11 protein-coding genes are annotated in these 13503 nt (G+C 65.3%); 5 read left to right on the plus strand and 6 right to left on the minus strand.

Going from position 1 to position 13503, the window contains the following annotated elements; genetic code table 11:
- The first annotated feature begins 86 nt into the window (after window positions 1-86).
- The 3 genes from maiA to ACVIHF_RS37505 are packed head-to-tail and all read left to right on the plus strand — an operon-like array spanning window position 87 to window position 2405.
- Window positions 87-719, plus strand: a complete 633-nt coding sequence (gene maiA / locus ACVIHF_RS37495; RefSeq protein ID WP_076832895.1) for a maleylacetoacetate isomerase — start codon at window positions 87-89, stop codon at window positions 717-719.
- Window positions 709-1221: a MarR family winged helix-turn-helix transcriptional regulator gene (locus tag ACVIHF_RS37500; protein ID WP_057020139.1), complete on the plus strand. Its 513-nt coding sequence runs from the start codon at window positions 709-711 to the stop codon at window positions 1219-1221. Before maiA ends, ACVIHF_RS37500 begins: the two co-directional genes overlap by 11 nt.
- Window positions 1221-2405: a 3-hydroxybenzoate 6-monooxygenase gene (locus ACVIHF_RS37505; RefSeq protein ID WP_310883456.1), complete on the plus strand. Its 1185-nt coding sequence runs from the start codon at window positions 1221-1223 to the stop codon at window positions 2403-2405. Before ACVIHF_RS37500 ends, ACVIHF_RS37505 begins: the two co-directional genes overlap by 1 nt.
- A gap of 696 nt (window positions 2406-3101) precedes the next feature.
- Here ACVIHF_RS37505 and ACVIHF_RS37510 read toward each other — a convergent pair.
- The 5 genes from ACVIHF_RS37510 to ACVIHF_RS37530 all read right to left on the minus strand — a co-directional run bounded on the left by ACVIHF_RS37510 (window position 3102) and on the right by ACVIHF_RS37530 (window position 7324).
- Window positions 3102-4712: a benzoate-CoA ligase family protein gene (locus ACVIHF_RS37510; RefSeq protein ID WP_456793490.1), complete on the minus strand. Its 1611-nt coding sequence runs from the start codon at window positions 4710-4712 to the stop codon at window positions 3102-3104.
- Complete coding sequence (locus tag ACVIHF_RS37515) at window positions 4709-5839, minus strand: FAD-dependent monooxygenase (protein ID WP_310880782.1); 1131 nt, start codon at window positions 5837-5839, stop codon at window positions 4709-4711. The genes ACVIHF_RS37510 and ACVIHF_RS37515 overlap by 4 nt, the downstream gene beginning before the upstream one ends.
- A 115-nt stretch (window positions 5840-5954) precedes the next feature.
- Window positions 5955-6167, minus strand: a complete 213-nt coding sequence (locus ACVIHF_RS37520) for a hypothetical protein (protein WP_310880783.1) — start codon at window positions 6165-6167, stop codon at window positions 5955-5957.
- Window positions 6168-6277: 110 nt separating this feature from the next.
- The gene (locus ACVIHF_RS37525) at window positions 6278-6499 is read right to left on the minus strand and encodes a cysteine rich repeat-containing protein (protein WP_028336261.1); all 222 of its coding nucleotides are present in this window, start codon (window positions 6497-6499) and stop codon (window positions 6278-6280) included.
- Window positions 6500-6538: 39 nt separating this feature from the next.
- Entirely contained in the window at window positions 6539-7324 is a 786-nt protein-coding gene (locus ACVIHF_RS37530; RefSeq protein ID WP_310880784.1) for a cysteine rich repeat-containing protein, read from the minus strand.
- Between the two features lie 249 nt (window positions 7325-7573).
- On the opposite strand from ACVIHF_RS37530, the gene ACVIHF_RS37535 reads away from it, so the two are divergent.
- Both ACVIHF_RS37535 and ACVIHF_RS37540 read left to right on the plus strand, forming a co-directional pair.
- On the plus strand, window positions 7574-8731 hold the full coding sequence (locus ACVIHF_RS37535) for an efflux RND transporter periplasmic adaptor subunit (RefSeq protein WP_456793491.1): 1158 nt from the start codon (window positions 7574-7576) through the stop codon (window positions 8729-8731).
- A 12-nt stretch (window positions 8732-8743) separates the two neighbouring features.
- A complete protein-coding gene (locus ACVIHF_RS37540) occupies window positions 8744-11911 on the plus strand; it encodes an efflux RND transporter permease subunit (protein ID WP_310880786.1) in 3168 nt (1055 codons plus the stop codon).
- A 371-nt stretch (window positions 11912-12282) separates the two neighbouring features.
- Here ACVIHF_RS37540 and ACVIHF_RS37545 read toward each other — a convergent pair whose 3' ends face one another.
- Window positions 12283-13284, minus strand: a complete 1002-nt coding sequence (locus ACVIHF_RS37545; protein WP_057020132.1) for an NADP-dependent oxidoreductase — start codon at window positions 13282-13284, stop codon at window positions 12283-12285.
- Window positions 13285-13503 lie beyond the last annotated feature (219 nt).

A 13503-nucleotide genomic window follows, 5' to 3' on the forward strand; every position in this document is an offset into this window, starting at 1 on the left:
AGCAAGCCATGGCGTTTTCGAGCGAAGTGGATACCGGTTCGCGCAAAGAAAACGCGTCAAACCAGAATAATGCAAGGGAGGTTCCGATGAAGCTGCATGGCTATTTCCGGAGCAGCGCGTCCTACCGGGTCCGGATCGCCCTCAACCTGAAGGGGCTCACGTCCGAGCATCTGCCGCATCATCTGCGCAAGGGCGAGCAGTGCGCGCCGGCCTATCTCGCGATCAATCCGCAGGGGCTGGTGCCGACCCTGGAGAGCGACGCTGGCGCGATCCTCACCCAGTCGCTCGCGATCATCGAATGGCTCGACGAGACCAATCCCAACCCGCCGCTCTTGCCGAAGGATCCGCTGCGGCGCGCAAAGGTGCGGGCGTTTGCGCAGGCGATCGCCTGCGACACCCATCCGGTGCAGAATTTGAAGGTGCTGGCGCGGCTGCGTCAGCTCGGCCTGCCCGAGGAGCAGGTGACCGAATGGGCGGCCTGGGCCAATCGCGAGGGACTGTCGGCCTGCGAGACCCTGATCGCGGCGGAGTCCGGCCCGTTCTGCTTTGGCGATGCGCCGACACTGGCCGATCTCTGCCTGGTGCCGCAGCTCGCCAATGCGCGGCGCTTCGGCGTCGACGTCTCGGCCTATCCGCGCCTGCTCAAGGCCGAGGCCGCGGCAAAGCAAATCAAGGCGTTTGCCGACGCCGCTCCGGACAAGCAACCCGATGCCGAATAACAAACCAGCGCCCGTCACCATGGACGCGGTCTATACCGCGCCCGGCTATCTGTTTCGGCGGATGCAGCAGATCGCGGTCGCACTGTTCATCGAGGAGTGCAGGGCGTTCGACCTGACGCCGGTGCAATATGCCGCGCTGGTCACGATCTCGACCCATCCCGGCATCGATGCCACGAGGCTCTCGGCGGTGATCGCGTTCGACCGTTCCACGCTCGGCAATGTGATCGAACGGCTGCAGGCCAAGGAGTTCATCGTGCGCAAGCCGGCGCCCGAGGACAAGCGGGTCAAGCTGCTCTATCTTACCAAGGCCGGCGCGGCGGTGCTGAGCGACATCATGCCCTCGGTCGACAAGGCGCAGGCGCGAATGCTGCAGCCGCTGAAGCCGGCCGACCGCAAGACGTTGCTGGCATTGTTGACCCAGCTCGTCGACCTCAACAACGAGGCGTCGCGGGTGCCGCTGCGCGCCGAGGACGCGCTCGAACATCTCGGGAGGTCGGGCTGATGGCGGAGACGAGACCTGTCCTGATCGCGGGTGGCGGCATTGGCGGCCTTGCCGTGGCGCTGGGCCTCGCGCAAAAAGGCATCCGCTCGATCCTGCTGGAGAAGGCCGCCGCGCTCGGCGAGATCGGCGCCGGCATCCAGCTCGGCCCGAACGCGTTCCACGCCTTCGACTATCTCGGCGTCGGCGAGGCCGCGCGCAACATGGCCGTCTATATCGATCAGCTCAGGCTGATGGATGCGCTGACCGCCGACGAGATCACCCATATCGATCTCGGCGATGCCTTTCGCGCGCGGTTCGGCAATCCCTATGCCGTGGTGCATCGCGGCGATCTGCACGGTGTGTTCCTGCGCGCGTGCCAGAATCACGAGCTGATCGAACTGCGCGTGTCCAGCGAGGTGACAGGCTACGAGCAGGATGGTTCGTCGGTGACCGCTACGCTCGCGAGTGGGGAGCGCATCGGCGGCCGTCTCCTGATCGGCGCCGATGGCTTGTGGTCGAACATCCGCAAGCAAGTCACGGCGGATGGTCCGCCGCGCGTCTCCGGCCACACCACCTATCGCTCGGTGATCCCGACCGAGCAGATGCCGGAGGACCTGCGCTGGAACGCCGCCACGCTGTGGGCCGGGCCGAAATGCCACATCGTGCATTATCCGCTGTCGGGCTGGAAAGTGTTCAACCTCGTCGTCACCTATCACAACAATGCGCCGGAGCCGGTTGCCGGCAAGCCGGTGTCCGAGGCCGAGGTGATGAAGGGTTTTACCCACGTCCATGAGCGGGCGCAGAACATCATCCGCCACGGCACCAACTGGAAGCTCTGGGTGTTGTGCGACCGCGATCCGAACGAGCAGTGGATCGACGGCCGCGTGGTGCTGCTCGGCGACGCCGCGCATCCGATGTTGCAATATTTTGCGCAGGGCGCCTGCCAGGCGATGGAGGACGCGGTCTGCCTGTCGCACATGCTGGCCAGTCACGATGACCAGACAGCGGCGCTGGCGGCCTACAGCGCGCAGCGCTTCCCGCGCACCGCGCGCGTGCAGCTGATGTCACGCGCGATCGGCGAGCACGTCTACCATCCCTCAGGCGAGCACGCCCGCATCCGCAACGCGATCATGAGCACGAAGTCGCAGGATCAGTGGTGTGATGACATCGCCTGGCTGTATGGCGGGACGGGGCTGGGCGGCTAGCTACTTACTCGTCGTCCCGGACGAGCGAAGCGCGATCCGGGACCCATAACCACCGAAGGCTGTTGTTATGGCAGGCTGGGGCCCCAGCCTTTGCGCCACAAATATTTGTGGTTATGGGTCCCGGCCTTCGCCGGGACGACATCGAATGTGTGGCGGGATGGCGGGGCAGCTAATGCTCGTCGTCCCGGACAAGCGAAGCGCGATCCGGGACCCATAACCACCGAAGGCTGTTGTGATGGCAGGCTGGGGCCCCAGCCTTTGCGCCGCAAATATTTGTGGTTATGGGTCCCGGCCTTCGCCGGGACGACGTTGAATGTGTGGCTGTATGGCGGGACGGGCCTGGGCGGCTAGCTAACTACTCGTCGTCCCGGACAAGCGAAGCGCGATCCGGGACCCATAACCACCGAAGGCTGTTGTTATGGCAGGCTGGGGCCCCAGCCGTCGCGCCGCAAATATTTGTGGTTATGGGTCCCGGCCTTCGCCGGGACGACATCGAATGTTTGGCTGGATGGCGGGGCAGCTAATGCTCGTCGTCCTGGACAAGCGAAGCGCGATCCGGGATCCATAACCACCGATGGCTGTTGTTGTGGCAGGCTGGGGCTCCAGCCCTCGCGCCACAAGCATTTGTGGTTATGGGTCCCTGCTTTCGCCGGGACGACATTGAATTTGCGGTGGCCGCGTCCATCAACCAACGCCCTACATCCGCATCACCGCCTGCCGGTCGATCTTGCCGGTGCCGGTCTTCGGCAGCTCGTCGATGAATTTGACCTCGCGCGGATATTTGTACGGCAACAGCTTTGTCTTGACGTAGTCCTGCAGCCGCCGCGTCGCCTCGGCCGTGTCGAAGTCGGCCTTGTTCATGACCACCACGGCGCGCAGCGTCATGCGCCGGTCCGGCAATTCGGCGGCGTAGACGGCGCATTCGCGGACGTCGGGGTGATCGGCGAGGCAGAGCTCGACCTCCAGCGGATAGACCCACTGGCCGGAGATCTTGATCAGATCGTCGGCGCGGCCGCGGAAGAAGTGGAAGCCGTCGCTGTCGCGCATGAAGCGGTCGCCGGTGTAGATCCAGCCGTCCTCGCGCACGGTCTCGGCGGTCTTGTCCGGCCGGTTCCAGTACAGCGGGGTCGCGGAATCGCCGCGTACCCACAGGATGCCTTCCTCATTGTCGCCGACCTCGCGGCCATCGCTGTCGCGCAGCATGATCTCGTAGCCGGGCACGCGCAGGCCGGCGGCGCCGAGCTTCTTTTGCTCCGCGCGGTTGCTGAGATAGACGTGCAGCACTTCGGTCGAGCCGAGGCCTTCGATGATCTCGAGCCCGGTGAGCCGCTTCCAGCCGTTGAAGACGTCGGCTGACAGCACTTCGGCGGCCGAGACCGCCATCCGCAGCGAGGAGAAATCGGCGGTGTCGGCGCCTTCAGCCTTGGTCAGCGAGATGTAGAGCGTCGGCAGGCCGAAGAACACGGTCGGACGATATTGCCCGATCGCCGAGAAGATCGCGGCCGGCTTCGGCTGGCCCGGCAGCAGCAGCGTCGCGGCGCCCACGGAAAATGGAAACGTGATCGAATTGCCGAAACCATAGGCGAAGAAGATCTTCGGCACCGAGAAGCAGATGTCGCCGGGCTTTAGGTTCAGCACATTGCGGGCAAAGGCGCGCTCGCTATAGGCCATGTCGTGCTGCAGATGCACGATGCCCTTGGGACGGCCGGTCGACCCCGACGAATACATCCAGAACGCCATCTCGTTGCGGTGCGTGTCGGCCGCGTCGAGCTCGGTCGGAAATCCTTGCAGCCAGTCGCCGGCCTCGCGCGTTTCGGCAACCGCGTGATCACCGGCGGCGCCATTGACCACGACCAGCGTGCGTAGCGGCGTGTCCATGCAGGCTTCCACGTTGAAGCGCGCACAGAATTCCGCGTCGGTGACGGCGACCTGCGCGCCGGCGTCGGACAGGTAGAATTGCAGCAGCTCGGGCGTCGTCAGCGTGTTGATCAAGAGCGGCACGAAGCCGGCACGCACCGCACCGAAGAATGCCGCCGGATAAACCGTGGTGTCGTCGAGGAACAGCAGGACGCGATCACCGCGCTGCAGCCCGAGCGATCGGAAGGCGTGGCCCCAGCGTGCGGCCTCAGTGCAGAGCTCGCGATAGGTCCGCGTGCCGGCCGGGCCGGTCAGCGCCACGCGTTCGGCATTCCCGTTACCGAGATTGTCGAACAGGATGCGGCTCGCATTGTAGCGCTCGGGGATCGTAAAGCCGATCTCGCGCGCACCGGGATTGTCCAGCGGAACCTGGTCGGCGATCCCGGTCATGATTGTCCCTTTGCGGCTGCGTAGCGGGCCATGAAGACGGGCGACATCGCGCGCAGCCGCGCGTCGTCGATCCGGCCGGAGCGGGTGATGTAGCTGTAGGCGAAATCCATCAGATCGAGCGTCATGTGCGCGGGGAAATGCTCGTACCAGTCGGCGCTGGTCCGCGCCGCGGTGACGAGCTTCTTCACGATCGGCTTGCGCTCGCTCTCGTAGCGGGCAAGCGCGGCGCCAATGCCACTCTCGGTCTCCAGCGCCTTGGTCAGCGCAATCGCATCCTCGATCGCGAGCCGCGTGCCCGAGCCGATCGAGAAATGCGCCGAATGCAGCGCATCGCCGATCAGCACCATGTTGCCGTGCGACCAGCGCTCGTTCCAGATCCACGGGAAATCGCGCCACACCGATTTGTTCGAGATCAGCCGGTGGCCGTCCAGCGTCGCGGCGAACACGTCTTCGCAGATCGCCTGCGACTCTTCGATGCTCTTGTCGGCGAAGCCGTAGGCCGCCCAGGTCGCCGCGTCGCACTCGACCAGGAAGGTGCTCATGTCCTTCGCATAGCGATAGTGATGGGCGTTGAAGCTGCCGCGCTCGGTGGCCACGAAGGTCTGCGACAGCGTCGCGAAGGGTTTGGTGGTGCCGTACCAGGCGAACTTGTTTGAGGAATGCGAGACCGAGGCGCCGAACGCGGCCTCGAAGTCGCGGCGGACCATCGAGTTCAGCCCGTCGGCGGCAACGATCAGGTCGTAATCCCTGAGCTCGTCGACCGATTGCACCACGGTGTCGAAGCGCGGCGTGACACCCGTGCTGCGGACGCGCTCCTGCAGGATCGTCAGCAGCGCCAGCCGGCCGATCGAGGAGAACCCGACGCCGTCGATCTCGACGCTCTCGCCGCGCAGATTGAGGGTGATGTTCTTCCAGCTCTCCATCCGCGGGGCGATGGCGTCGACCGTCTCGGGGTCGTCGGCGCGCAGGAAGTCCAGCGCCTGTTCGGAGAACACCACGCCGAAGCCCCAGGTCGCGCCGGCCGCGTTCTGCTCGAACAGATCGATCTCGGCGTCGGGATGACGCTTCTTCCAGAGATAGGCGAAATAGAGCCCGCCGGGCCCTCCGCCGATCACGGCGATCCGCAACGTCTGCCTCCCAGATTGACAGTGTACTTACAATTTGGGTCCAGACTAATCGTCCTCCGGCGGGAACGCCAGAGGGAAATTGCGCGCGGCGACTAGCCGCGTGGCGCCGAAGGGTTCAGTAGCAGCGGCGGACCTTGACCCCGTCGACCCATACCCAGCGGCAGCCGGCGGCGACGGGTTTGCGGGCGACGACCGCGCCGTTGGGGCCGGCGCAGCCGGCGCGATAGACGCCGCGCGCGCAAACGACCGCATTGGCGTCGGAGGACTCAAAGGTCATCGTCGCGGCAAAGGACAGCCGGGCCGCGGCGATCAGCAATATTGAACGCATGAAAATTCCCTCTCCCGGGTGAGGCATGGTTGGCCTGCAGGTGGCAACAAGGTGCTGCGGTTCCGTGCCCGGCAAATCGCCGGGCACCTGTCGTCTCACCGCCTGCGCGGCTATTTCTTTTCCGCTTCCGCCAGCACCTTCTTGCAGGCGGGCGCCAGCTTGTCGCTCTGCTTGGCAAGACAGGCGATGATGCGGCCGCCGCCGGGCGTCACGCTTTTGCAGAACTTCTCGTAGTCGCCCATGCAGGCGTCGCGTTGCGCTGTGGTCAGCTCCTGGGCGTAGACAGCGGTTGCGCCGCAAAGCAGCGCGGCGGTCAGGACAATACGCAGCATTGTTCGCTCCCTTCTCCAGTCTCTAGCGTGACAACAGGATTATCGCGCTGCGAACGGCGCCAGCACGTCGCGGCACGCCGGCGACAGCGAGCCGGCATTGGTCGCGAGGCACTGCACGATCCGCCCGCCGCCCGGTTGGACGCCGCCACAGATCGAGCGGACGTCGGCGCCGCAGGCCGAGCGCAGCACGAACAGCTCTTCGCGCGGCCGCAGCGGCCGCAACGCGATCACGGCCGGCGCCGCGGCTGGTGCTGTCGTCGCTGCAGCGCCGGCGGCCGGCGCGGCGGCGCCGCCACCAGCGGCGGCGACGGCCTTCTCGCAGGCCGGCGAAAGCTTGCCCTTGTTCTTTTCGAGACACTGCAGCGCCGCCGCGCCGCCGGTCGGCACGCCCGCGCAAACCTTGGGATAATCGGAGCGGCATGCGCTGCGGATCGCGGAGATCTGCGTGTTGGACGGCGTCCCGGCCACCTTCGGTGCGGCGGCTTCGGTGGCGGGCTTGGCCGTTGCCGCGGGAGCAGCCTCGGTCTTGGCCGCCGCGGGCGCGGAGTCTGCCTTCGGTGCGGCAGCCGGAGCTTCGACGGCCTTCACCGCGCTGGCGCAGCCCGGTCCGAGGCTTGCCATGTTCTTCTGCAGACATTGCAGCGAGGCTTCGCCGCCCGGCGGTACGCTTGAGCAATGGGCGATGTAGTCGTTGCGGCATTGCGACTTGATGGCGTCGCGCTGCGCCTGGGTCGGCGCCTGCGACAAGGCCGGTGCGGTGCTCATGAATGCCGCAAGCGCAAGACATGCGGACAGCTTCGTTGCTCGTGTCAACGCATTGATCATCTGAATTAATCCTCTGGTCGCGCCGGATGTCTCCGGCTCAACTGAACTGAGTTCTGAAAAAGTCTTGTTGTAGCAACCTCGGCGAGCGGCATCATTTTCGCTTTCGAGTTCCGCTGCAAGCGGATTGTTGCTATGGATGAAGCAGGCGGATTTTTTGCCCGTCACGAGATCTTTAAATTTAGTCATTTGAATCGAGGCTCGGAAATGAGGCATGCGCGCGCGTCGGCACATTTCGGTCGGAGCAGTTTTGTGCGGCTGCGAAATGCACCGCTTGCGCGCATCGCGTTCGTCGTATCGGCCTTCGTCAGTTTAAGTGCCTGCGAGCAAAACAGTTTTGTTGCGCCGCCGCCGCCCAAGGTCGAGGTTGCGCCGCCGGTGCAGCGCGCCGTCACACGTTATCTGGACGCCACCGGAAACACCGCGCCGATCCAGACCGTCGATCTGGTCGCGCGCGTGCAGGGCTTCCTGCAGGCGATCAACTATCAGGACGGCTCCCTCGTGAAGGCGGGGACCACGCTGTTCACGATCGAGCCGGAGACCTACAAGCTGAAGTTGGAACAGGCGCAGGCCGCAGAGGTCGGCGCGCAGGCGACGCTGAAGCAGGCCGAGCTCGACTTCAAGCGGCAGACCGATCTGGTGCAGCGGCAGGCGGTTTCGCAGGCGACCCTTGATACCTCGACGTCTACCCGGGACAACGCCCAGGCCAGCCTGCAGCAGGCCCAGGTCAACACCAGGATCGCGGCGGTCAACTACGGCTACACCAACGTGGCAGCGCCGTTCGACGGCATCGTCAGCAATCACCTGGTCTCGATCGGCGAGCTGGTCGGCGTGACGTCGCCGACGCAGCTTGCCACCATCGTGCAGCTCGATCCGATCTATGTGAACTTCAACGTCAACGAACAGGACGTGCAGCGCGTGCGGGATGAAGCGCGCCGTCGTGGCCTGACGGTCAACGAGCTCAGGCAGTTGCCGGTCGAGGTCGGCCTGCAGACCGAGACCGACTTTCCGCACAAGGGCAAGCTTGATTACATCTCGCCGACCCTCAACCAGTCGACCGGCACGCTCGCGGTCCGCGGCGTGTTCGCAAATCCGGATCGCACCTTGCTGCCCGGCTTCTATGTCCGCGTTCGCGTGCCGTTCGAAAAGCAGGACAAGGCGCTGCTGGTGCCCGACGTCGCGATCGGCAGCGACCAGGCCGGCCGCTACGTGCTGGTCGTCAATTCCGAGAATGTGGTCGAGCAGCGCAAGGTGACGACCGGCCCGCTCGATCAGGGGCTGCGCGTCATCGAGAGCGGCCTGAAGCCGGATGACCGCATCGTGACCGCCGGATTGCTGCGCGCGATCCCCGGGCAGAAGGTCGATCCGCAGGTGCAGAAGGCCGACGCGGCGCCGACAGCCGCCAAATAGGACGCACGCGCCATGATCTCGAAATTTTTCATCGAGCGCCCGGTCCTCTCCAACGTCATCGCGATCCTGATGATCCTGATCGGCGGCGTGGCGTTGTACAACCTCGCGGTCGCGCAATATCCCGACGTGGTGCCGCCGACGGTGCAGGTGACGACGCGCTATCCCGGCGCCTCGGCCAAGACGGTGGTCGACACCGTGGCGCTGCCGATCGAGCAGCAGGTCAACGGCGTCGAGGACATGCTGTACATGCAGTCCTACAGCGGCGCCGACGGCACCTATACGCTGACGGTGACCTTCAAGATCGGCACCGATCTCAATTTCGCGCAGGTGCTGGTGCAGAACCGTGTCTCCAGCGCGCTGTCGCAGCTGCCGACCTCGGTGCAGAACCAGGGCGTCACGGTCCAGAAGCGGTCGACCTCGATCCTGCTGTTCGTGACGCTGACCTCGCCGAACAAGACCTATGACAGCCTGTTCCTGTCGAACTACGCCACCATCAACATCCGGGACGAGCTGTCGCGCCTGCCGGGTGTCGGCAACGTCACGGTGTTCGGCGCCGGGCAATATTCGATGCGGGTCTGGCTCGATCCGAACAAGCTGCAGGTGCGCGGGCTGGTGCCGCAGGACGTCATCCAGGCGATCCAGCAGCAGAGCCAGCAGGTCACGGCCGGCCAGGTCGGCGCGCCGCCGACGCCGGCGGGCCAGGCGTTCCAGTACACGCTGAACGTCAACGGCCGGCTCGACGACAAGAGCCAGTTCGAGGACATCATCGTCAAGACAGGCAATGTCGGCGACGTCACCCGGGTCCGCGACGTCGGCTGGGTCGAGCTCGGCGCGCAGACCTACAGCCAGATCTTCTCGCTGAACCAGAAGCCCGCGACCGGCATCGGCGTGTTCCAGTCGCCGGGCGCCAATGCCTTGCAGGTCGAGAAGGCCGTCGAGAAGAAGATGGCGGAGCTCGCCAGGCAGTTCCCGCAGGACATCAAATACGACACGCCGTTCGACACCACCAAATTCGTCAACGCCTCGATCCAGGAGGTCTACAAGACCCTGTTCGAGGCCGGCCTGCTGGTGCTGGTCGTGATCCTGGTCTTCCTGCAGGACTGGCGGGCGATGCTGGTGCCGGCAACCACCGTGCCGGTCACGATCATCGGCGCGTTCGCGGCCATGGCCGCGCTCGGCTTCACCATCAACCTGTCGACGCTGTTTGCGATCGTGCTGGCGATCGGCATCGTGGTCGACGACGCCATCGTCGTGGTCGAGGGCGCGGCGCACAATATCGAGCGCGGCATGTCGGGCCACGACGCCGCGATCAAGGCGATGGACGAATTGTTCGCGCCGATCGTCGGCATCACGCTGGTCTTGATCTCGGTGTTCCTGCCGGCGGCGTTCCTGCCCGGGCTGACCGGGCGGATGTACGCGCAATTCGCGCTGGTGATCGCCGCCACCGCGCTGCTCAGCGCCGTCAACGCCGCGACGCTGAAGCCGACACAATGCGCGCTATGGCTGCGTCCTCCCGCGCCGCCCGAGCAGCGCAATTTCTTCTATCGCGGCTTCAACGCGGTCTATGACCGGCTGGAGCGCGGCTACACACGGCTGGTCAGCGGCATCGCCGGGCATGCCAAGACCTCGGTCGCCGTTGCGCTTGTCATCATCGGGCTTGCCGGCTACGGCCTGTCGCGGGTGCCGACCGGATTCATTCCGATCGAGGACCAGGGCTATCTGCTCGCCGCGGTGCAATTGCCCGACGGCGCGGCCCTCGACCGCACCCAGCACGTGCTCGACGAGGTCACCACGATCGCCGGCAAGACCCCCGGCGTCGACCAGGTGATCAGCATCGCCGGCATCTCGGCGCTGGACAATTCCTCGAGCCTCGCCAATGCCGGCGTCGCCTATCTGATCCTGAAGGACTGGAGCGCGCGTGGGCCGGGCGAGGACCTGCGCTCGCTGGTCTACGGGCTCAACGACAAGCTCGCGGTGATCCCGGAGGCGCGCATCCTGGTGATCCCGCCGCCGCCGATCCAGGGCATCGGCAACGCCGCCGGCTTTGCCATGCAGATCGAGCTGCGCGACGGGAATGCCGACTACGGCAAGCTGCAGGCGGTCACGGGGGCGATCGTGGCCAATGCGCAGACCCAGAGCGCGCTGCAGCGGGTCCAGTCGTCGTTCCGCTCGATGGTGCCGCAGTTCGACGTCGACGTCGATCGCATCAAGACGCAGACCCTGCACGTCACCCCCGACCAGATCTTCGCGGCGCTGTCGTCCTATCTCGGCGCCAGCTACGTCAACCAGTTCACCAAGTTCGGCCGCACCTTCCAGGTCTATACCCAGGCCGAGGCACAGTACCGCCTGAGCCTGCGCGACATCGAGAATATGATGGTGCGCAACAGCAACGGCGACATGATCCCGCTCGGAACGGTCGCCAAGATCACGCCCTCGATCGGACCGTCGCTGATCAGCCTCTACAACCTCTATCCGTCCGCCTCCATCATCGGGCTGCCGGCGCAGGGTTACTCGTCCGGCCAGTCGATGGCGCTGATGGAGGAGATCGCGGCAAAGACGCTGCCGCCCGGCTCGGGTTTTGAGTGGACGGCGATGTCGTACCAGGAGAAGGAGGTCGGCAGCCAGATCTACTACGTGTTCGCGCTGGCGCTGCTCCTGGTCTATCTGGTGCTCGCCGGGCAATATGAGAGCTGGTACGCGCCGATCTCGGTGATCCTGGCCGTACCGCTGTCGCTGCTCGGCCCGACGCTGGTGCTGCTGAGCCTGAATATCGAGAACAACCTCTACACCCAGATCGGCACCATCCTGCTGATCGCGCTGTCGGCCAAGAACGCGATCCTGATCGTCGAGGTCGCGCTGGAACGTCATCTGCGCGACGGACGGTCGGTGCTGGATGCGGCGATCGACGCGGCGCGCGCGAGATTCCGGCCGATCCTGATGACGTCGTTCGCCTTCATCCTCGGCGTGCTGCCGCTGGTGATCGCGACCGGCGCCGGCGCAAACGCCCGCAAGTCGATCGGCATCACCGTGTTCTCCGGCATGATCGCCTCGACCTGCCTCGCCGTGCTGTTCGTGCCGGCGTTCTTCGTCGTGGTGCAGAGTTTCGAGAACTGGCGCAAGGCGAAGAAAGGCAAGACGGCGCCGCAAGCCGCGCCGCAGGTGTCGGGCACGGTGCATTAGGGCTGCGCATTCAAACCTATCAGCGTGCCCCTGAGAGGCCGTGAATGTATGACTCTCGATGACGCAACATACTCGATGTCGTCCCGGCGAAAGCCGGGACCCATAGCCACCGAAGGTCATTGTTGCACGACGCTGGGGCCACAGCTTTCTAACGACTCAACCCTGTGGTTATGGGTCCCGGCTTTCGCCGGGACGACGAGGGGAGAGATTGCGCTGCATCCCCGTCACCCTGAGGAGGCCGCGAAGCGGCCGTCTCGAAGGGGCGACGGCCACCAGCCGGGCCGTGCATCCTTCGAGACGCGCTACGCGCTCGTCCAGCGACAAAGACGAAGCCTTTGCGCGGGGATGACGGGTTCGGAGATGTTCCCCGCCTACACCTTCACCATGCGCTTGCCGCGGTTTTCGCCGGCCAAGAGCCCGATCAGCGCCTGCGGCGTGTTCTCGAGGCCGTCGATCACGTCCTCCTGCACCTTGAGCTTGCCCGAGGCGACCCAGGACTGCAGGTCGGCGAGCGCGGCATCGCGCTGGTCCATGTAATCCATCACGATGAAGCCCTGCATGATCAGCCGCTTCACCACGATCAGGCCGGGCACGCCGCGCGGGCCGTGCGCGGAGGGGACGCCGTCATATTGCGAGATCGCGCCGCAGCAGGCGATCCGGCCGCGATTGTTCATCTGCGCCAGGCAGGCTTCCAGAATGTCGCCGCCGACATTGTCGAAATAGACGTCGATGCCCTTGGGCGCCGCCGCGCGCAGCGCCTTGTAGGTGGCGCCGTCCTTGTAGTCGACCGCGGCGTCGAAGCCGAGCTCGCTGGTCAGCCAATGGCACTTGTCCTTGCCGCCGGCAATGCCGACGACGCGGCAGCCCTTGATCCCAGCGATCTGGCCGACGATCGAGCCGACCGAGCCCGCGGCCGCCGACACCACCACGGTCTCGCCTTCCCTGGGCTTGCCGACATGGAGCAGGCCGAAATAGGCGGTCAGGCCGGCAACGCCGTAGACGCTGAGCAGATGCGTCATCGGCTCGAGCTTCGGCATCTTCGCCAGATGCTTGGCGGGCACGGCGGCATAATCCTGCCAGCCGGTGTCGCCGAACACGATATCGCCGGGCTTCAGGCTAGAATCCTTCGACGAGATCACCTCGGCGATGCTGCCGCCGGCCATCACGGTGTTGGCTTCCACCGCAGCGCGGTACGTGGCGCCGTGCATCCAGGCGCGGTTGGCGGCATCGAGCGAGATGTAGCGCGTCCGCACCAGCGCCTCGCCGTCCTTCGGCGTGGGGATCGTCCCCGTGGTCAGACGAAAATGCTCGGGGCCAAGCTTGCCGGTCGGCTTTTCGACAAGCAGGATCTGGCGATTGACGGTGTCGTTCATTGGCGGTGTCTCCCCCTTTTGCCTTCGCTTTGCCTTCCCTTGGCGTTGGTCGTTTCGCATGCAATTGACTGCGACGCGCGCAGCGCCTTGCACAGATTGTGCGCTGCATGAACGCTAGTCCGCGCGCTGGCATTCCACAACGGGAACGTTTCGGCAAAGTCGCGCTGGACGCGAAGCGTGTTGCGTAGCTGCGTAAATCTGCCACACTTGCCCTCCGCC

The sequence above is a fragment of the Bradyrhizobium sp. USDA 4506 genome (assembly GCF_054058795.1).